The sequence below is a fragment of the Pantoea sp. SORGH_AS_0659 genome (genome assembly GCF_031453915.1).
Lineage (GTDB): Bacteria > Pseudomonadota > Gammaproteobacteria > Enterobacterales > Enterobacteriaceae > Pantoea > Pantoea leporis.
Genome location: NZ_JAVJAK010000001.1, coordinates 1,032,409 through 1,052,718 on the forward strand (window position 1 = coordinate 1,032,409; position 20,310 = coordinate 1,052,718).

Consider the following 20,310-nt stretch of genomic DNA (forward strand, 5'->3'; position numbering starts at 1 on the left):
ATGGTGGCTGAACTGACCGCGCTACGCGATCAAATCGATGAAGTAGATAAAGCACTGCTTGGGTTACTGGCAAAACGACTGGAGCTGGTAGCCGAAGTAGGGGAAGTTAAAAGCCGCTACGGTTTGCCGATCTATGTTCCTGAGCGTGAGGCCAGCATGCTGGCTTCACGCCGCCAGGAAGCTGAAGCGCTCGGCGTGTCGCCGGACTTGATTGAAGATGTATTGCGTCGTTTGATGCGTGAATCCTATGCACATGAAAATGACAAAGGCTTCAAAACGCTGTGTCCGACGTTGCGTCCGGTGGTGATTGTAGGTGGCCGCGGCCAGATGGGGCGTCTTTTTGAAAAGATGCTGACGCTTTCTGGCTATCAGGTCCGCATTCTGGATAAAGGCGATTGGGAACGCTCTGACGAGCTGCTGAAAGATGCGGGCATGGTGATCATCAGTGTGCCAATTCATCTGACCGAGCAAATCATCGGTGAGCTGCCGAAATTGCCAGAAGACTGCATTCTGGTCGATCTGGCTTCGGTGAAGAATCGCCCACTACAGGCGATGCTGGCCGCGCACACCGGACCGGTTCTGGGCTTGCATCCGATGTTTGGCCCGGACAGCGGCAGCCTGGCAAAGCAGGTTGTGGTTTGGTGTGATGGCCGTCAGCCGGAAGCTTATCAGTGGTTTCTTGAGCAGATTCAGGTTTGGGGCGCGCGGCTGCATCGTATCAGTGCCGTTGAGCACGACCAGAATATGGCGTTTATTCAGGCACTGCGTCACTTTGCGACTTTCGCTTACGGTCTGCATCTGGCGGAAGAGAACGTTAATCTGGATCAGCTGCTGGCGCTATCTTCACCGATATACCGCCTTGAACTGGCAATGGTTGGACGTCTGTTTGCGCAGGATCCACAGCTTTACGCGGACATCATCATGTCCTCGGAGAGCAATCTGGCGCTGATTAAACGTTATTACCAGCGATTTGGCGATGCGATCAAACTGCTCGAGCAGGGCGATAAGCAAGCCTTTATCGATAGCTTTGAGCGCGTCGAACACTGGTTTGGTGATTACGCGAAACGCTTCCTGGTCGAAAGCAGAAGCATGCTGCGATCGGCGAACGACAGCCGGCAGTAAAAAAAAAGGCATCCGTGAGGATGCCTTTTTGCTTAGAGGCGCGGCTCAACCGGCACCACATTCTCGCCTGGGTAGCAGCCAAGAACTTTTAATGAACGGGTTAAGCCGCTCAACTCGGTTAACGCCAGCTGCATATTTTCTGACTGCAGATTGCCCTGCACATCAATATAAAACATCTCTTCCCACGGATTGCCGTTGATGGGACGGTTTTCCAGTTTGCTCATGATGAGGCCGTGGTTACGTAATACCATCAGCGCTTCCACCAATGCGCCTGCTTGTTGACCCGTTGCCATGATCAATGTTGTTTTCGCTGGAACCTGACCCGAAACTTCGATCGCTTTGCGTGCCAGCACGATGAAGCGCGTGTGGTTCTGCTGTTGATTGGCCAGATTGCGCTCCAGCACCTGCAATCCATACAGCTCACCGCCCGCTTCGCTACCCAATGCGGCAACCTTTGGTGAATTCATCGCTGCCACTTTCTCCATCGCTGCAGCGGTGCTTTCGGTGTATTCGATTTTCCACTGCGGGAAACGATTAATGAACTGGCTGCACTGCTGGAATGGCTGTGGATGGCTATATACCGTTTCGATCTGCTGCAAATCGGTGCTGCCGTTGACCAGCACACAGTGCTCAATTGGAATGGTCAGTTCACCCACAATCGATAGCGTGGTTTGCTGAAGCAGATCGTAAACGTCGTTGATCGAACCAGAGCTGGTATTTTCAATCGGCATCACCGCGTAGTCCGCTTGTCCACTTTCCACCTGATGGATGATGTCATGGAATTTCAGGCAGCCGATCTCAACCATTGAATCAAAATGTCGGGTGGCGTATTTGCGCGCCGCAAGATGTGAGTAGGAACCTTTCGGACCGAGGAATGCAATGCGCGGTGCGTGAGCATGTGGATGGTTGAGATTCTTTTGCAACAAGGCTTGCTGAGTAAGAACCGAATCTTCAATCACCAACTGAAACAGGCGAGTGATGTAATGCGCATCAAGCTGATGCTTTTTACCCAGTGAAATTAAGTTTTCCAGCAGAGCGCGTTCACGCTCAACATCGCGGATAGGGCGATGCGTTGCCAGTTTAGCCTGCGCAACTTCAACGGCCAGTATGCGACGCTCCGACAAAAGCGCTAAGAGTTTTTCATCAATGGCGCTGATTTTATCGCGTAATGCCAGCAGCGGATTTTCGGGATTCATAGGGCTCACCTGTAAAATGTCCAATAAAAAAGCCTCCCATTTGGGAGGCTTTGTTGTTCGTCTTCGCATTCATTTTCACATGACGAATCGCCTCCCAATCAGGGGAAGGTAAAAAAGAATGCGAAGAAGAACGGCAGATGTTTCATGATTGTTTCCATAAATAAAGTGGCTTGAGAGTAACCGCAGTGATTTAAAGCTGTCAATAAAAAACGCGCCCGGAGGCGCGTTACTAAAGATGTTTGCTTATTCCGTAGGAAGAAAATCTTTCACACTGCTGTTGGCGCGACGGGCTTCGGGTTTGTGTTGCGCTTTATTGAGTTGTCGCTCCAGCTTGGCAATCAAGTCATTGATGGCCGTATACATATCATCATGTTTCGCGCTGGCAACCAGCGTACCGTTAGGCGTATTAATGGTGGCATCAGCCACAAACTCCTTCGGCTCTTTCGATAACACAATGTGAGGGTTTATCAGATGTGTTTGCCATTTTTCCAGCTTGGCGAGACGCTCTTCAACGTGGTTACGGATGGCCTCGGTGATTTCCATTTGTTTGCTGGTAATGTTCAGAATCATAGTTAAACCTCTCTGTCATTTCCGTGTGGGTAGGTCCAGCATACCGCGGAAATTAAGAAAATGTGTGATCTAAATCACATTGAAATGTCACTTTTTGTCAATGCCGCTTAATTGTGAGAAAGGCCGGGAAAGTGGCGGGAAATACTTGAAGACGACTGGGGAAGGGCGCATGATTGACTGGATAACTGCAGCGATAAATCTGTAAAACTGCTGAATTATCCACAAAGTGGCATAAAAAAAGCAGCCTCATGGGCTGCTTTTTTGTGGGTGTAATAATCAGGACTGATTATTTGCCGCAATGATTTTTGCCACTTTGTCGGCTTCAGCCGTCAACTGCAGCTGGCGGTAAGCATTCTCCATCAACGGCAACGCTTCATGGGTCGCCTCAGTATCCGGATAATCCTTCATCATTGTTTCCACTCGGTTAACAACAGCGACATAGGCACCGCGCTTGGTATAGAATTGCGCCACCGAGAGTTCATACTTCGCCAGGCGCTCTTTCAGGAATGCCAAACGTTTCTGCGCATCCGCAGCATATTGGCTGTTTGGATAACCGCGCAGTAATTGCGAGAAGTCACGGAAAGCATCACGAGCGTGCGTCGGATCACGATCGGAACGATCGATACCGAAGAAGCCCTGCAGTGCAGAATCGTCCAGCGCCATATCCGTCAGGCCTTTCATATAGATGACATAGTCGATATTCGGATGGGTTGGATTCAGACGCATAAAGCGAGATATAGCGGCTTGCGCCAGTGGCAGATCGGCATTTTTGTAATACGCGTAGATTAAATCCAGCTGTACTTGCTGCGAGTAAGGACCAAACGGATAGCGGTTATCCAGTGCTTCCAGTTGCTTAATCGCCGCTTTAAAGTTACCGTCCTGCAGCTTTTGCTGGGCCGTGGCGTAAATTTCAGACGGCGGGCTGTCCGGGACTGGATCTGATGAGCCAGAACAACCCACAAGCGCCAGGCTCAGGCTCAGTGTGGCAGCAGCCACCAGATGTTTCATACGCGTCATGACGAAATGATTATCCTCAAAGTGTTGTAGCAGAAGCTGTCCGTATAGCTCCCAGTTATGACCAGGTACGATAGCACATTATATTAAACGGCATCGCCGTGAAAACCCAACGTTAACGAAGAAGCTGTATATGGCACAACAAGTTCAACTCACCGCAACGGTGTCCGAAGCACAGCTTGGACAACGCTTAGATCAGACTTTGGCAGAATTGTTCCCTGATTATTCACGTTCTCGCATAAAAGAATGGATTCTTGAGCGCCGAGTCAGCGTCAACGGCACTATCATCGATAAACCAAAAGAAAAAGTTTTTGGCGGTGAGCATGTCTCGATTGATGCTGAGATCGAAGAAGAGCAACGCTGGGAAGCGCAAAACATCCCACTGAATATCGTCTATGAAGATGACGACATTCTGGTCATTAACAAACCTCGCGGTTTGGTGGTACATCCTGGCGCCGGTAATCCTGATGGCACAGTGCTTAACGCACTGCTTTATCACTATCCACCGATCGCTGACGTACCTCGTGCAGGCATTGTTCATCGTCTGGATAAAGATACCACCGGTTTGATGGTGGTCGCGAAAACCGTTCCTGCGCAAACGCATCTGGTTGAAACGCTGCAGCTGCGCGATATCACGCGTGAATATGAAGCGGTGGCTATTGGCACCATGACTGCGGGCGGTACGGTGGATCAGCCCATGGCGCGCCACTCAACCAAACGTACGCACATGGCGGTGCACCCGATGGGTAAACCGGCAACCACGCACTATCGCATCATGGAGCATTTTCGTGCCCATACGCGTTTGCGTTTGCGTCTCGAAACCGGTCGTACCCATCAGATTCGTGTGCATATGGCGCATATCAACCATCCGCTGGTGGGCGATCCGCTGTACGGTGGCCGTCCACGTCCGCCAAAAGGGGCATCTGAAGCTTTCATCACTACGCTACGGGGTTTTGATCGCCAGGCGCTGCATGCCACGATGTTACGTCTCTATCACCCAATCACCGGTATTGAGATGGAATGGCACGCGCCGTTGCCGCAGGATATGGTCGATTTAATTGATGCGCTGAAAGCCGATACCCTTGAATTCCGCGATCAGATGGATTGGCTATGAGTGAATGGATCATCCCGGATTGGCCTGCGCCGCAGCATGTTCGGGCATGTTCCACCACGCGTTACGGCGGCGTCAGCGCTGCTCCATGGGATTCGTTGAATCTTGGTGGGCATGTTGGCGACGCTGAGGCGCATGTTGCTCAGAATCGTCAACGCCTGGTTGAACAACTGACGTTACCTGCAATGCCGCAATGGCTGGATCAGATCCATGGTCAAGTGGTTGCGCGTTTACCCGCCAGCGATCCGCTGCCGCGCGCTGATGCCGCAATCACGCGTGAAAGCGGGGTGGTTTGCGCAGTGATGACGGCGGATTGTTTGCCGGTGCTGTTCTGCAGCAAGGATGGCAGTGAAGTCGCGGCAGCACATGCCGGTTGGCGTGGACTCTGTAATGGCGTGCTGGAACAGACGTTGTCACAGTTTCACTGCGCGCCAAATGACATTCATGCATGGCTTGGTCCGGCAATTGGGCCGCTGGCATTTGAAGTTGGCTCGGAAGTCAGAACGGCATTTATGGCCCATGATTCACAAGCGGAAGAGGCTTTCCGCCCGGCGGGTAACCAATACTTCGCCGATATTTGGCTGCTGGCGCGTCAGCGTCTGCAGGCCGCCGGCGTGCATTCCATCAGCGGTTCAACGCGATGTACCTTCCATGAGCGCGATGATTTTTTCTCCTACCGACGCGACGGAATCACCGGGCGTATGGCAACTTTGATTTGGCTGAGATAACCTTACGCCACAAGACGGTCCAGTTAGCGTATTTTTTGCTCACAACTCAGGTCATTAACCTTGAAAAATTTGAGGGATGACCTCATTTAATCTCCAGTAGCATTTTGACCTGTAATGGGAGGAATTATGCGTCTGGATCGTCTTACTAATAAATTTCAACTGGCACTTGCCGATGCACAGTCCCTTGCTCTGGGACATGACAATCAATTCATTGAACCCCTTCATTTGATGAGCGCATTGCTCAACCAGGAAGGCGGATCGGTGCGTCCGTTGCTCAGCGCAGCGGGTGCCGACGTGGCTGGCCTGCGTACCAGCATTGAACAAGCGATTAATCGACTACCTCAGGTTGAAGGCACGGACGGCGATGTGCAGCCATCCGCCGATCTGATTCGGGTACTCAATCTGTGCGACAAGCTGGCGCAAAAGCGCGGCGACAACTTTATATCATCTGAATTATTTGTATTGGCGGCCCTTAATTCACGTGGCTCGCTGGCTGATCTATTGAAATCAGCTGGCGCGACTCCGGAAAAACTCTCTGCGGCCATCGAGCAAATACGGGGAGGAGACAGCGTGAACGATCAAGGGGCTGAAGATCAGCGTCAGGCATTAAAAAAATACACCATCGACCTTACAGAGCGTGCCGAACTCGGCAAGCTGGATCCGGTTATCGGTCGTGATGAAGAAATTCGCCGCACCATTCAGGTGTTGCAGCGTCGTACCAAAAATAACCCGGTGCTGATTGGTGAACCCGGCGTCGGTAAAACGGCTATTGCCGAAGGTTTAGCGCAGCGCATCATCAATGGCGAAGTACCGGAAGGGCTGAAAGGCCGTCGCGTGCTGGCTCTGGATATGGGTTCGCTGGTGGCGGGCGCCAAATATCCGCGGTGAATTTGAAGAGCGCCTCAAAGGCGTGCTTAGCGATTTGGCGAAGCAGGAAGGCAACGTCATTCTGTTTATCGACGAACTGCATACCATGGTGGGCGCAGGTAAAGCCGATGGCGCCATGGATGCCGGCAACATGCTGAAACCCGCATTGGCGCGTGGTGAGTTGCACTGTGTCGGCGCAACTACGTTGAATGAGTATCGTCAGTTCATAGAGAAAGATGCGGCGCTGGAACGTCGTTTCCAGAAAGTCTTCGTTGCTGAGCCGAGTGTCGAAGATACCATTGCCATTCTGCGCGGACTGAAAGAACGCTATGAGCTGCACCATCATGTGCAGATCACCGATCCGGCGATTGTGGCTGCGGCGACGTTGTCGCATCGTTACATCTCCGATCGTCAGCTGCCGGATAAGGCCATCGACCTGATAGACGAAGCGGCCTCAAGCATTCGTTTACAGATGGATTCGAAGCCTGAATCCCTTGATCGCCTTGAGCGCCGCATCATCCAGTTGAAACTTGAGCAGCAGGCGCTGAAGAAAGAGTCTGATGACGCCAGCGTGAAGCGTCTGGAAATGCTGGAAAGTGAACTTGACCAGAAAGAGCGTGAATATGCTGAGCTGGAAGAGGAGTGGAAAGCGGAAAAAGCCTCATTAACCGGCACGCAAAACATTAAAGCAGAGCTGGAGCAAGCGCGCCTGACGATGGAGCAAGCGCGTCGCGTTGGTGACCTGGGTCAGATGTCTGAGCTGCAGTACGGTAAAATTCCGGAGCTGGAGAAACAGTTAGCCATCGCTACGCAGTCTGAAGGTAAAACCATGAAGCTGTTACGTAATCGCGTAACGGATGTGGAGATCGCCGATGTACTGGCGCGTTGGACCGGAATTCCTGTCGCACGCATGATGGAAGGCGAGCGCGACAAGTTGCTGCGTATGGAGCAGGATTTGCATTCACGCGTCATTGGCCAGAACGAAGCGGTAGAAGCGGTTTCGAATGCGATTCGTCGTAGTCGTGCCGGCTTGTCCGATCCGAATCGTCCAATTGGTTCCTTCCTGTTCCTCGGACCAACGGGAGTAGGGAAAACCGAATTGTGTAAAGCGCTGGCCAGCTTCCTGTTCGATAGCGATGACGCGATGGTGCGTATTGATATGTCCGAGTTTATGGAAAAACACTCGGTGTCGCGGCTGGTGGGTGCACCTCCGGGATATGTCGGCTACGAAGAGGGTGGTTATCTGACCGAAGCGGTACGTCGTCGGCCTTATTCGGTGATTCTGCTGGATGAAGTGGAGAAGGCGCATCCTGATGTGTTCAACATTCTGTTGCAGGTGCTGGATGATGGTCGCTTAACCGATGGACAGGGCCGTACGGTCGATTTCCGCAATACCGTGGTGATCATGACCTCGAACCTTGGCTCCGATCTTATTCAGGAACGTTTCGGTTCTCTGGATTATGCGGAGATGAAACAGGTGGTGATGACGGTTGTGGGGCAGCATTTCCGCCCAGAGTTTATCAACCGTATCGATGACATGGTGGTGTTCCACCCATTGGGCGAAAAACACATTGCTTCAATTGCGCAGATTCAGCTGCAACGTTTGTATAAACGTCTTGAGGAGCGTGGCTATCAGCTGCATATCTCCGATGAGGCGCTCAAACTGCTCGGCGAGAATGGCTACGACCCGGTTTATGGTGCGCGTCCATTGAAACGTGCTATTCAGCAGCAGATTGAAAACCCGCTGGCTCAGCAAATTCTTTCTGGTGCCCTGGTTCCGGGAAGAACCATCGAAATGGATGTAAAAGACGATGTGATCGTTGCTCATCAGTAATCCCTTCCGATTTAAACGGGCCCGCGGGCCCGTTTTTTTTGCCTTTATGCAAGAATTAGCTGCTTTTTGCAACGTATAGCCTGGAAAGTGAGCGGTCGCGCAAAAACTTCAAATTAGCACTTGTCAGCTGAAATGAACTCCCTATAATGCGCCACCACTGAGACGGCAAAGCGGCAACGCAGACGGCTTGGCAGGGAGTGAAGAAATTCATCCCGCCGGATGAAAACGCTGAAAAAAGTGTTTGACTCCGAAGGAGAGTAGCGTAGTATACGCCACCTCGCGACAGACGGTTCAGTCGCTGTTCGCAACGCTCTTTAACAATTTATCAGACAATCTGTGTGGGCACTCGCAGGATTGATATCCGCGTCTCCGGACGCAAAAAAATATCAAAGCCTCACGAGTGAACACATAATGAAATTCATTATGACGTTTTACAGATGAGCATCGCTGAACTGGTTTCAGCAAATCAAACTTAAATTGAAGAGTTTGATCATGGCTCAGATTGAACGCTGGCGGCAGGCCTAACACATGCAAGTCGAACGGTAGCACAGAGAGCTTGCTCTCGGGTGACGAGTGGCGGACGGGTGAGTAATGTCTGGGAAACTGCCCGATGGAGGGGGATAACTACTGGAAACGGTAGCTAATACCGCATAACGTCGCAAGACCAAAGTGGGGGACCTTCGGGCCTCACACCATCGGATGTGCCCAGATGGGATTAGCTAGTAGGTGGGGTAATGGCTCACCTAGGCGACGATCCCTAGCTGGTCTGAGAGGATGACCAGCCACACTGGAACTGAGACACGGTCCAGACTCCTACGGGAGGCAGCAGTGGGGAATATTGCACAATGGGCGCAAGCCTGATGCAGCCATGCCGCGTGTATGAAGAAGGCCTTCGGGTTGTAAAGTACTTTCAGCGGGGAGGAAGGCGGTGGAGTTAATAGCTTCACCGATTGACGTTACCCGCAGAAGAAGCACCGGCTAACTCCGTGCCAGCAGCCGCGGTAATACGGAGGGTGCAAGCGTTAATCGGAATTACTGGGCGTAAAGCGCACGCAGGCGGTCTGTCAAGTCGGATGTGAAATCCCCGGGCTTAACCTGGGAACTGCATTCGAAACTGGCAGGCTGGAGTCTTGTAGAGGGGGGTAGAATTCCAGGTGTAGCGGTGAAATGCGTAGAGATCTGGAGGAATACCGGTGGCGAAGGCGGCCCCCTGGACAAAGACTGACGCTCAGGTGCGAAAGCGTGGGGAGCAAACAGGATTAGATACCCTGGTAGTCCACGCCGTAAACGATGTCGACTTGGAGGTTGTTCCCTTGAGGAGTGGCTTCCGGAGCTAACGCGTTAAGTCGACCGCCTGGGGAGTACGGCCGCAAGGTTAAAACTCAAATGAATTGACGGGGGCCCGCACAAGCGGTGGAGCATGTGGTTTAATTCGATGCAACGCGAAGAACCTTACCTACTCTTGACATCCAGAGAACTTAGCAGAGATGCTTTGGTGCCTTCGGGAACTCTGAGACAGGTGCTGCATGGCTGTCGTCAGCTCGTGTTGTGAAATGTTGGGTTAAGTCCCGCAACGAGCGCAACCCTTATCCTTTGTTGCCAGCGGTTCGGCCGGGAACTCAAAGGAGACTGCCAGTGATAAACTGGAGGAAGGTGGGGATGACGTCAAGTCATCATGGCCCTTACGAGTAGGGCTACACACGTGCTACAATGGCGCATACAAAGAGAAGCGACCTCGCGAGAGCAAGCGGACCTCATAAAGTGCGTCGTAGTCCGGATCGGAGTCTGCAACTCGACTCCGTGAAGTCGGAATCGCTAGTAATCGTAGATCAGAATGCTACGGTGAATACGTTCCCGGGCCTTGTACACACCGCCCGTCACACCATGGGAGTGGGTTGCAAAAGAAGTAGGTAGCTTAACCTTCGGGAGGGCGCTTACCACTTTGTGATTCATGACTGGGGTGAAGTCGTAACAAGGTAACCGTAGGGGAACCTGCGGTTGGATCACCTCCTTACCTGAAGATACCTTCCCGCGAAGTGCTCACACAGATTGTCTGATAGAAAGTAACGAGCAGAAAAAACCTCTACAGGCTTGTAGCTCAGGTGGTTAGAGCGCACCCCTGATAAGGGTGAGGTCGGTGGTTCAAGTCCACTCAGGCCTACCAAATTTCTTCTCATGCTGCGTTAAAGCGCCGCTCGTATAGTGAACTATACGTCGCGCCACTTTGCCTTGCCTGAAAAGAAATTACCGTTTGTCAAAAACGGAACTCCTGGTGAGTGGTAGTAGTGGTCTCTGCAGTAACTGTATGGGGCTATAGCTCAGCTGGGAGAGCGCCTGCCTTGCACGCAGGAGGTCAGCGGTTCGATCCCGCTTAGCTCCACCATTACAGTGACTCAAAACAATACTTCAGAGCAAACCGGAAACGGTGTGCTGCGAAGTATTATGCTCTTTAACAATCCGGAACAAGCTGAAAATTGAAACGACGCGTTGGTTCATTTCTCCGTAATAAGAAATGAATAACAGCGCGTTCGAGTCTCTCAAATGCTTGCAGTCTGCGCGCGTTGCAAAACGCCTGTGGGTTGTGAGGTTAAGCGACTAAGCGTACACGGTGGATGCCCTGGCAGTCAGAGGCGATGAAGGACGTGCTAATCTGCGTAAAGCGTCGGTAAGGTGATATGAACCGCTACAGCCGACGATGTCCGAATGGGGAAACCCGGTGCACCCAGTGCATCATCGCAACATGAATACATAGTGTTGCGAGGCGAACCCGGGGAACTGAAACATCTAAGTACCCGGAGGAAAAGAAATCAACCGAGATTCCCCCAGTAGCGGCGAGCGAACGGGGAACAGCCCAGAACCTGAATCAGTTTGTGCGTTAGTGGAAGCGTCTGGAAAGTCGCGCGATACCGGGTGATAGCCCCGTACACGAAAGTGCACAGATTGTGAGTTCGAAGAGTAGGGCGGGACACGTGGTATCCTGTCTGAATATGGGGGGACCATCCTCCAAGGCTAAATACTCCTGACTGACCGATAGTGAACCAGTACCGTGAGGGAAAGGCGAAAAGAACCCCGGCGAGGGGAGTGAAACAGAACCTGAAACCGTGTACGTACAAGCAGTGGGAGCCTCTTTATGGGGTGACTGCGTACCTTTTGTATAATGGGTCAGCGACTTATATTCTGTAGCAAGGTTAACCGTATAGGGGAGCCGCAGGGAAACCGAGTCTTAACTGGGCGTTAAGTTGCAGGGTATAGACCCGAAACCCGGTGATCTAGCCATGGGCAGGTTGAAGGTTGGGTAACACTAACTGGAGGACCGAACCGACTAATGTTGAAAAATTAGCGGATGACTTGTGGCTGGGGGTGAAAGGCCAATCAAACCGGGAGATAGCTGGTTCTCCCCGAAAGCTATTTAGGTAGCGCCTCGTGAACTCATCTCCGGGGGTAGAGCACTGTTTCGGCTAGGGGGCCATCCCGGCTTACCAACCCGATGCAAACTGCGAATACCGGAGAATGTTATCACGGGAGACACACGGCGGGTGCTAACGTCCGTCGTGAAGAGGGAAACAACCCAGACCGCCAGCTAAGGTCCCAAAGTCATGGTTAAGTGGGAAACGATGTGGGAAGGCACAGACAGCCAGGATGTTGGCTTAGAAGCAGCCATCATTTAAAGAAAGCGTAATAGCTCACTGGTCGAGTCGGCCTGCGCGGAAGATGTAACGGGGCTAAACCATGCACCGAAGCTGCGGCAGCGACGCGTATGCGTTGTTGGGTAGGGGAGCGTTCTGTAAGCCGTCGAAGGTGTGCTGTGAGGCATGCTGGAGGTATCAGAAGTGCGAATGCTGACATAAGTAACGATAAAGCGGGTGAAAAGCCCGCTCGCCGGAAGACCAAGGGTTCCTGTTCAACGTTAATCGGAGCAGGGTGAGTCGACCCCTAAGGCGAGGCTGAAAAGCGTAGTCGATGGGAAGCAGGTTAATATTCCTGCACTTGGTGTTACTGCGAAGGGGGGACGGAGAAGGCTAGGTTATCCGGGCGACGGTTGTCCCGGTTTAAGCGTGTAGGCTGATATCTTTGGTAAATCCGGGGTATCTTAAGGCTGAGGCGTGACGACGAGCCACCACGGTGGTGAAGTAACTGATGCCCTGCTTCCAGGAAAAGCCTCTAAGCTCCAGGTAACACGAAATCGTACCCCAAACCGACACAGGTGGTCAGGTAGAGAATACCAAGGCGCTTGAGAGAACTCGGGTGAAGGAACTAGGCAAAATGGTGCCGTAACTTCGGGAGAAGGCACGCTGTCATCAGGTGAAGTCCCTCGCGGATGGAGCTGAAGGCAGTCGAAGATACCAGCTGGCTGCAACTGTTTATTAAAAACACAGCACTGTGCAAACACGAAAGTGGACGTATACGGTGTGACGCCTGCCCGGTGCCGGAAGGTTAATTGATGGGGTTATCCGCAAGGAGAAGCTCTTGATCGAAGCCCCGGTAAACGGCGGCCGTAACTATAACGGTCCTAAGGTAGCGAAATTCCTTGTCGGGTAAGTTCCGACCTGCACGAATGGCGTAATGATGGCCAGGCTGTCTCCACCCGAGACTCAGTGAAATTGAAATCGCTGTGAAGATGCAGTGTACCCGCGGCAAGACGGAAAGACCCCGTGAACCTTTACTATAGCTTGACACTGAACATTGAGCCTTGATGTGTAGGATAGGTGGGAGGCTTTGAAGCGTGGACGCCAGTCTGCGTGGAGCCAACCTTGAAATACCACCCTTTAATGTTTGATGTTCTAACGTAGGCCCGTAATCCGGGCTGCGGACAGTGTCTGGTGGGTAGTTTGACTGGGGCGGTCTCCTCCCAAAGAGTAACGGAGGAGCACGAAGGTTGGCTAATCCTGGTCGGACATCAGGAGGTTAGTGCAATGGCATAAGCCAGCTTGACTGCGAGAGTGACGGCTCGAGCAGGTGCGAAAGCAGGTCATAGTGATCCGGTGGTTCTGAATGGAAGGGCCATCGCTCAACGGATAAAAGGTACTCCGGGGATAACAGGCTGATACCGCCCAAGAGTTCATATCGACGGCGGTGTTTGGCACCTCGATGTCGGCTCATCACATCCTGGGGCTGAAGTAGGTCCCAAGGGTACGGCTGTTCGCCGTTTAAAGTGGTACGCGAGCTGGGTTTAGAACGTCGTGAGACAGTTCGGTCCCTATCTGCCGTGGGCGCTGGAGAATTGAGGGGGGTTGCTCCTAGTACGAGAGGACCGGAGTGAACGCACCACTGGTGTTCGGGTTGTCATGCCAATGGCACTGCCCGGTAGCTAAGTGCGGAAAAGATAAGTGCTGAAAGCATCTAAGCACGAAACTTGCCCCGAGATGAGTTCTCCCTGACTCCTTGAGAGTCCTGAAGGGACGTTGAAGACTACGACGTTGATAGGCCGGGTGTGTAAGCGCAGCGATGCGTTGAGCTAACCGGTACTAATGACCCGTGAGGCTTAACCTTACAACGCCAGAGGCGTTTTGGTCTGAGAGACCGGATTTTCAGCTTGTTTTACCGGATAAAGAATTAGCGGAAGCGAAGATTTTACGCTGAGGCGAGGCGCCGACCGAGACGGAGCGAGGGAGCATACTGAAGTATGTGACTGAGTTACGCGAGGGGGAGCAACGCGGCATCAGTGAAAAATATTCGTTTCGTGCAGCAAGAATTTGCCTGGCGGCTTTAGCGCGGTGGTCCCACCTGACCCCATGCCGAACTCAGAAGTGAAACGCCGTAGCGCCGATGGTAGTGTGGGGCCTCCCCATGCGAGAGTAGGGAACTGCCAGGCATCAAATAGTGAAGAAGCCCCGGACGAGAGTCCGGGGCTTTTTTACGTCTGCATATAGCGAATTAAAGCCGGCAGATGGCTGAATTTGCATGAAAATCAGCAATAAATTGCACTAAAAACTTCGCGGCAATCACATTTTGTAATCCAGGAACAGAGACAATTCCCGCAACCAGTTAATAGATGCTTTACTCAATCCTTTGGCGCTAATTATTCGCAAGGAAAAGAGGTAAGCATGACTGACTCACAACAACAAAAAGTGGCTATATCTGAAACGGCAGCCGACAGTAAAAAGCGTATCTGGGCGATTGTCGGCGCATCATCCGGCAACTTAGTCGAATGGTTCGATTTCTACGTCTACTCCTTCTTCTCACTCTATTTTGCCCATGTCTTCTTTCCAAGCGGTGATACCACCACCCAGTTGCTGCAAACAGCAGGCGTCTTCGCAGCTGGTTTTCTGATGCGCCCGATCGGCGGATGGTTATTTGGCTATATTGCCGATCGTCACGGTCGCAAAGCCTCAATGCTGATCTCAGTGTGCATGATGTGTCTGGGATCATTAGTGATCGCCTGTCTACCGGGCTACGGAGAAATTGGCCTTGCCGCGCCTGTCATTCTTCTGCTGGCACGTATGTTTCAGGGATTATCGGTTGGTGGGGAATACGGTACCAGTGCCACTTATATGAGCGAAGTAGCACTGGAAGGACGAAAAGGATTTTATGCCTCTTTCCAATATGTGACGCTCATCGGCGGCCAACTGTTAGCGGTGCTTACCGTTGTAGTCTTACAGCAAATTCTCAGCGATGAAGAACTTCGCAGCTGGGGCTGGCGTATTCCGTTCTTCCTCGGGGCGGCACTCGCTGTGGTGGCATTGTGGTTACGTCGTTCTCTCAACGAAACTTCAGAGAAAAAACACCGTGAACATCGTGACGCCGGCAGCATTACGGGATTACTGCGCAATCACACCCGTGCATTTCTGATGGTGCTGGGCTTTACCGCAGGCGGTTCGCTAAGCTTCTATACCTTCACCACCTACATGCAAAAATATCTGGTAAATACTGCCGGGATGGATGCGCGCAGTGCCAGTGGATTAATGACCGGTTGCTTGTTGGTATTTATGTTGATTCAGCCGATAGTTGGCGCACTGTCAGACAAGATTGGTCGTCGTGCCTCAATGATGATTTTTGGTGCGGGGGCAGCTATCTGTACGGTTCCGATTCTGCTACTGCTGCAAAATGTGCAAAGCAGTTGGCTGGCATTTGCCTTGATCATGCTGGCGCTAATCATCACCAGTTTCTACACCGCTATCAGTGGCATTTTGAAAGCAGAGATGTTCCCGCCGGAAGTCCGCGCGCTGGGCGTTGGGCTTTCCTATGCGGTGGCGAATGCTATTTTTGGTGGTTCGGCAGAGTACGTAGCCTTACTGCTGAAAAGGGAAGGTATCGAAACCAGCTTCTTCTGGTATGTTTCGGCAATGGGCGCTTTAGCATTCCTGGTATCGCTGATGCTGCATCGCAAAGGGAAGGGGATTGCGCTGTAATTACTGACTGAGATTCCACAGTGCGATACCGCTGGCGGCGCCGGCGACATCCCAGCTAAGATCTTTCCAACTCCAGCCGCTCCCCGCTGAGCGGCTGTCATATAACTCTTTCCCCACACCAAAACTTAACGAAAACAGAAAGCCGAAACGCAAATTCTGCCCGCGGCTGTGATTTTGATGCTGAGAAATCTCGCTTCCTGCAGCAGCCAGAACAGCAGAAGAGAAGTAGTGTTGCGCTTTGTCTTTGCCGGTCCAGTTATCCTGGGCGACATGCGCACATCCACTACACAGCAAAACCACGCAGAGGATAGGCGCACGCATCGGCTATAGCAGACGGCTAATCAAGCGATCGATGCGAATACGGCGCAGGCGACGAATCAGCTTGCGCACCTTTGCCGGATAATCGGAGATACTTTCCAGCTCGCGATAATGCTGCACTACGGAAGTATGCTCACGAATCAGCGCCAGCTCTTTTTCGCGCTGCTCGGCCAATTGATTCAGCGGATCGTGAATCAGCACCGCATTTTCCAGATCCAGTCGCCACGCGCGTGGATTGAGGTTGTTACCGGTGATCATCATCCATTCGTCATCCACCCAAATGCCTTTCAGGTGATAACTGTTTTCGCCATCTTTCCACAAGCGTACCGTCAGCTGACCATTATTGACGTAATACTGCAAACGGCTCAGGAAGCGACGCAGGTTAATCTCATATAAATAAGGCAGCGCCCCGATAATCTTGAACGGCTGTTCTGGCGGGATGTAGAAGTCATTGGCCGTTTTGTCGCCAATGATGATTTCAACTTCTTTACCCTGACGCAGTAAATGAATCAGGTTACGCACCAGAATGGCCGGCAGGTTAAAATAGGGCGTACACAGCGTCAGCTTGCGCTCAGCGCAGGGCATCAAATGGAAAATGGTTTTGTTCAGCAGGCTACGTTTGCCCAAGCCAACCAACGGCGTGACGGCAAGGCAATCATTATCTGCATTGCCGGTAAACTGATAGTTAAAGCTGCGCAGCTCCTGACGGAACTGACGTGTTTCGTTTTTGATTTCCGGGCTGGAAGGGCGCTCAGTTTTATCGAGCCGGTTAACCGCATCGGAATCCTTGAGATTTTCGCAGATCCACGCATACATGGTATCGGTAAGCTGTGGATTGCGGATCAGCTGATAACGGTCATAACGGTATTTATCATGCTGATGCAAATAGACATCGTTCAGGCTCGCGCCGCTGTAGAGCAGCGTATCATCAATGATAAACCCTTTCAGATGCAGCACACCGAGCGCTTCGCGGGTGTTAACCGGAATGCCGTAAACTGGAATAGCGATATCCGGGTGCTGAGTCGCCATTTCGCAATACCAGTCAGCGTTGGTCACGCCGCGAGCAGCGCCAATACGACCACGCTGCGCACGATGCCAGTCAACCAGAATACATACATCCAGCTCCGGACGTGCCTGACGCGCTGCGTACAGCGCCTGCATTATTCCCCGACCGCCGTCATCATTCTCCAGATACAGCGCGGTGATACAGATACGCTTTTCTGCTGCGGCAATTTTCGTCAGCAGGGTTTCGCGAAACTCGGCAGGCGAGTAAAGCGTCGTCAGATCCGATACGGATTGTGACAGTTTAGGCAGCTGTGCGAGGTGTTGTTGGTGTTTATTACGTTTAAATTTAGACAACATCACAGTGCACTTCTTCTCTGTTCATTGCATGGCCTTTTGCCATCAAATCATGATCCTAACGGTAAATAATACCATCAACCGGCCTGTAGAGGAGGAATTTTACCTTTCTGTACAGGTTAGCTGATGACATCACCGAGCGGCAAATTCAGGCTGACAATGCCATCATCCAGTTGAATATTCACGCGAAAATTGAGCTTTCGCGCCAGCGTAATCATGCCGCTATTGTTTGGCATGGTGATACCGTTCAATTGTTGCAGGCCATGATCGCGCGTATAGCGAATCATCTTCTCCAGTAAGCGCCTGCCCATGCCCAAGCCTTTCAGGTCAGACCGCACCAGCACGGAGAATTCAGCATCGATATTATCGGCATCGGAGATCGCACGTGTTACGCCAATGATCTCGTCGACGCCGTTGTGCTGCCGTATAGCGACAATCGCCATTTCGCGGTCGTAATCAATTTGCGTCATATTCGCCAAATCTTCATGGGTGAATTCATTGATTTCACTGAAGTAACGATAGTAGAGATCTTCTTTCGTTACCTGGGCGATAAAGGCGCGCAGCTGCGGTTCATCTTCCGGCAGGATCGGGCGGAACAGGCAATATTGCCCATTTTTCAGCTGCACCTGCTCTTCAAGATGATGCGGGTAAGGACGAATCGCCAGCCGTGTTTCGTTATCACCATTGAAAGGCGCCAGCTGCAGCGTGACATCCAGCAGCGTGAATTCGTCAGCTGATGCCAGCAGCGGATGAATATCCAGGCGCTGAATCTCCGGACAATCGACCACCAGGTTTGAAACCTGCACTAACAGCTGGCTAAGCCCGGTGATATCCAGTGGTCGCAACGCACTACGGCTGCGAACTTTGCCGCTTTTCATCGCCTGAATCACCAGATAGCGCGCCAGCGTCATATTCAGCGGCGGCAAAGCCACGGCGGCTTGCTTGTCGGGCTGCCACTCCACGCCGCCTTCGCCCAGCAGGATGATAGGACCAAACAGCGGATCCTGTTCGACCACCACACGCAACTCCTGCGCTCCGGCGCGATTCGCCATACTCTGCACCAGCAAACCATCAATATGCGCCTGTGGATGGGTTTCACGCACGCGATCAAAAATGGCTTCAGCCGCTTGTTCCACCTCTGCGGCGCTGCGCAGATACAGCATTACGCCTTGTACCTCCGACTTATGCGGAATATCCGGCGAACGCAGCTTGAGCGCGACCGGATAGCCAATCTGATCGGCGATGCTGGCAGCCGCGGCGCTGTCGCTGGCAATCCAGGTGGGCAGCGTCGCCAGGCCATAAGCTTGCAACACCGGCTGCACTTCGTGGGTGTCCAGCGTAGTGATGCCTTTATCCAGCGCTTGCTGAATCAGCTGATGCGCCTGCGCGCTGTTCTGCGTCAAACCAATCGGCAGCGCGGGCGTCTCACGCAGTTGCTTCTGGTTGCGGCGATATTCCACCTGATGCATGAAAGCGGTAACGGTACCTTCCGGTGTGCGCCAGGTGGGAATGCCAGCCTGAGTAAACGCGCGTCGTGCACTCTGCGAAGAGTATTCGCCGCACCAGTTCGTCAGCAAAGTAACCTGCTTGCCACGCGGATGTTTGGCAACCGCAGCGATAATCTGCTCGGCGGTCTCGCTCGAAGGTGAAACGGCGCTTGGCGCATGAATGATCATCAGTGCATCAAGTTCATGGCTATCCAGCAGCCGTTCAATGCAGGCGACATAGCGCGCTGGTGTCGCGTCATCTTTCAAATCCAGCGGATTGCCGCGGCCAACGCCTTCTGGCAGCAGGGTGGCCAGCGCCTGCAAGGTTTCGTCACTTAACGTCGCCAGCTTACCGTTGCGCGCATACAGTTCATCCAGGGCCAGCGCCGCCGGGGCCGCGCCGTTGCTGATGATCATCAGTCGATCGCCGCGTAATGGACGCATATGGCTCAGCGACTCAACCGCCGTAAACAGTTCATGCGTATCTTGTACGCGCAGTAAACCGGCGCGCTGAATCGCCGCATCCCAGGCAGCGTCCAGTCCGCTGTGAGTACCGATCATCGCCTGCGCCTGATGGCTGCGACCACTTTTTATCACCAGAATCGGTTTATTACGCGAGGCGCTGCGCGAAGCGGAAACAAAGCGACGCGCATCGCTGAGGTGTTCGAGGTAGAGCAGAATGGCGCTGGTTTTACCGTCGCGCGCGAGGAAATCCAGCAGATCATCAACGTCGATATCCAGGCTATCACCCAAGGCGATAAACCAGGAGAAACCGAGGTTACGCTGCTGCGCCCAGTCGAGAATGGTGTTAGAAACCGCGGCGGATTGCGAAATAAAAGCAATGCGACCTTTAGCAATCGGCACCGGCGAGAAGCTGGCATTCAACCCTTGCCACGGCGCCAGCAAACCTAAGCTGTTGGGCCCAAGCAGGCGAATTTGCCACTGACTGGCGCAGGCTTTCAGCTCTTCCAACTGGCTGGATGGCGCCGAGAGAATAATACAGGCCTTACAGCCTTTTTCGCCCAGTTGTTGCAGCAGTTCGAGATTACGTTTGGCGTGGGTACAGATGATGGCGAGATCGGGCGCGAAGGGCAGGCTGGCGATATCCGGCCAGGCCAGCACGCCGCTCACCGCTTTATACTTCGGCGTTACCGGCAATACCGGACCGCTAAATCCACCGGCCAGCAGGTTACGCATCATAAAGTAGCCGGCGCGCCCCGGTGTAATTGACGCACCGATTACCGCGATTGATTTAGGTCGTAACAGCGCTTCCAGTCCGCGTTGGCTCATCATCCGCTCCTGCTATCAAGATTGGCATGATTGTAAACGCTTTTTAGCGCGCGTGCCGATTCGCC

Annotated in this window: 11 protein-coding genes, 2 tRNA genes, 3 rRNA genes, 1 pseudogene and 1 other annotated feature; of the genes and pseudogenes, 10 read left to right on the forward strand and 7 right to left on the reverse strand. The window is 52.7% G+C overall.

Annotation, left to right across the window (positions count from 1 at the left end; translation table 11 throughout):
- A complete protein-coding gene (tyrA, locus tag Q3H59_RS04890) occupies positions 1–1,122 on the forward strand; it encodes a bifunctional chorismate mutase/prephenate dehydrogenase (RefSeq protein WP_061719956.1) in 1,122 nt (373 codons plus the stop codon).
- 32 nt (positions 1,123–1,154) lie between these two features.
- On the opposite strand, the gene pheA is transcribed toward tyrA, so the two are convergent.
- From pheA to bamD, 4 genes are all read right to left on the reverse strand, one after another.
- Positions 1,155–2,318: a bifunctional chorismate mutase/prephenate dehydratase gene (gene pheA, locus Q3H59_RS04895; protein WP_277973998.1), complete on the reverse strand. Its 1,164-nt coding sequence runs from the start codon at positions 2,316–2,318 to the stop codon at positions 1,155–1,157.
- Between the two features lie 22 nt (positions 2,319–2,340).
- Positions 2,341–2,465 (reverse strand) — a sequence feature (Phe leader region).
- The gene (pheL, locus tag Q3H59_RS04900; protein WP_100703679.1) at positions 2,417–2,464 is read right to left on the reverse strand and encodes a pheA operon leader peptide PheL; all 48 of its coding nucleotides are present in this window, start codon (positions 2,462–2,464) and stop codon (positions 2,417–2,419) included. (Overlaps the previous feature by 48 nt.)
- A 96-nt stretch (positions 2,466–2,561) precedes the next feature.
- A complete protein-coding gene (gene raiA, locus Q3H59_RS04905) occupies positions 2,562–2,888 on the reverse strand; it encodes a ribosome-associated translation inhibitor RaiA (protein WP_008109009.1) in 327 nt (108 codons plus the stop codon).
- 276 nt (positions 2,889–3,164) lie between these two features.
- Entirely contained in the window at positions 3,165–3,905 is a 741-nt protein-coding gene (bamD, locus tag Q3H59_RS04910) for an outer membrane protein assembly factor BamD (RefSeq protein ID WP_008109011.1), read from the reverse strand.
- A gap of 130 nt (positions 3,906–4,035) precedes the next feature.
- On the opposite strand from bamD, the gene rluD reads away from it, so the two are divergent.
- From rluD to Q3H59_RS04955, 9 genes and pseudogenes are all read left to right on the forward strand, one after another.
- Complete coding sequence (gene rluD / locus Q3H59_RS04915) at positions 4,036–5,016, forward strand: 23S rRNA pseudouridine(1911/1915/1917) synthase RluD (protein ID WP_309833564.1); 981 nt, start codon at positions 4,036–4,038, stop codon at positions 5,014–5,016.
- Entirely contained in the window at positions 5,013–5,741 is a 729-nt protein-coding gene (gene yfiH / locus Q3H59_RS04920; protein WP_192411984.1) for a purine nucleoside phosphorylase YfiH, read from the forward strand. Before rluD ends, yfiH begins: the two co-directional genes overlap by 4 nt.
- A 126-nt stretch (positions 5,742–5,867) precedes the next feature.
- Positions 5,868–8,442, forward strand: a pseudogene (gene clpB, locus Q3H59_RS04925) (ATP-dependent chaperone ClpB).
- A 474-nt stretch (positions 8,443–8,916) separates the two neighbouring features.
- Positions 8,917–10,456, forward strand: a 16S ribosomal RNA gene (locus Q3H59_RS04930).
- Between the two features lie 73 nt (positions 10,457–10,529).
- Positions 10,530–10,606 (forward strand) — tRNA-Ile (locus tag Q3H59_RS04935).
- Between the two features lie 143 nt (positions 10,607–10,749).
- Positions 10,750–10,825 (forward strand) — tRNA-Ala (locus tag Q3H59_RS04940).
- A 202-nt stretch (positions 10,826–11,027) separates the two neighbouring features.
- A 23S ribosomal RNA gene (locus Q3H59_RS04945) occupies positions 11,028–13,932 on the forward strand.
- 206 nt (positions 13,933–14,138) lie between these two features.
- Positions 14,139–14,254: ribosomal RNA gene (gene rrf, locus Q3H59_RS04950) — 5S ribosomal RNA — on the forward strand.
- The 16S, 23S and 5S rRNA genes sit together here with 2 tRNA genes alongside, the layout of an rRNA operon.
- Before the next feature lie 232 nt (positions 14,255–14,486).
- A complete protein-coding gene (locus tag Q3H59_RS04955) occupies positions 14,487–15,791 on the forward strand; it encodes an MFS family transporter (RefSeq protein WP_309833566.1) in 1,305 nt (434 codons plus the stop codon).
- Here Q3H59_RS04955 and Q3H59_RS04960 read toward each other — a convergent pair whose 3' ends face one another.
- The 3 genes from Q3H59_RS04960 to Q3H59_RS04975 form a co-directional block, all read right to left on the reverse strand.
- On the reverse strand, positions 15,792–16,112 hold the full coding sequence (locus Q3H59_RS04960) for a YfiM family lipoprotein (protein ID WP_101763428.1): 321 nt from the start codon (positions 16,110–16,112) through the stop codon (positions 15,792–15,794).
- Positions 16,113–16,115: 3 nt separating this feature from the next.
- The gene (gene pssA / locus Q3H59_RS04965) at positions 16,116–17,471 is read right to left on the reverse strand and encodes a CDP-diacylglycerol--serine O-phosphatidyltransferase (RefSeq protein ID WP_101763429.1); all 1,356 of its coding nucleotides are present in this window, start codon (positions 17,469–17,471) and stop codon (positions 16,116–16,118) included.
- 116 nt (positions 17,472–17,587) lie between these two features.
- Positions 17,588–20,245: a bifunctional acetate--CoA ligase family protein/GNAT family N-acetyltransferase gene (locus tag Q3H59_RS04975; protein WP_101763430.1), complete on the reverse strand. Its 2,658-nt coding sequence runs from the start codon at positions 20,243–20,245 to the stop codon at positions 17,588–17,590.
- Positions 20,246–20,310 lie beyond the last annotated feature (65 nt).

What these genes read in the sequence shown, in the direction of transcription:
- Q3H59_RS04975 (WP_101763430.1), bottom strand. Translation starts at nt 20,245, where the DNA reads ATGAGCCAACGCGGACTGGAAGCGCTGTTACGACCTAAATCAATCGCG.
- Q3H59_RS04960 (WP_101763428.1), bottom strand. Translation starts at nt 16,112, where the DNA reads ATGCGTGCGCCTATCCTCTGCGTGGTTTTGCTGTGTAGTGGATGTGCG.
- rluD (WP_309833564.1), top strand. Translation starts at nt 4,036, where the DNA reads ATGGCACAACAAGTTCAACTCACCGCAACGGTGTCCGAAGCACAGCTT.
- raiA (WP_008109009.1), bottom strand. Translation starts at nt 2,888, where the DNA reads ATGATTCTGAACATTACCAGCAAACAAATGGAAATCACCGAGGCCATC.
- yfiH (WP_192411984.1), top strand. Translation starts at nt 5,013, where the DNA reads ATGAGTGAATGGATCATCCCGGATTGGCCTGCGCCGCAGCATGTTCGG.
- Q3H59_RS04955 (WP_309833566.1), top strand. Translation starts at nt 14,487, where the DNA reads ATGACTGACTCACAACAACAAAAAGTGGCTATATCTGAAACGGCAGCC.
- tyrA (WP_061719956.1), top strand. Translation starts at nt 1, where the DNA reads ATGGTGGCTGAACTGACCGCGCTACGCGATCAAATCGATGAAGTAGAT.
- pheA (WP_277973998.1), bottom strand. Translation starts at nt 2,318, where the DNA reads ATGAATCCCGAAAATCCGCTGCTGGCATTACGCGATAAAATCAGCGCC.
- pssA (WP_101763429.1), bottom strand. Translation starts at nt 17,471, where the DNA reads ATGTTGTCTAAATTTAAACGTAATAAACACCAACAACACCTCGCACAG.
- bamD (WP_008109011.1), bottom strand. Translation starts at nt 3,905, where the DNA reads ATGACGCGTATGAAACATCTGGTGGCTGCTGCCACACTGAGCCTGAGC.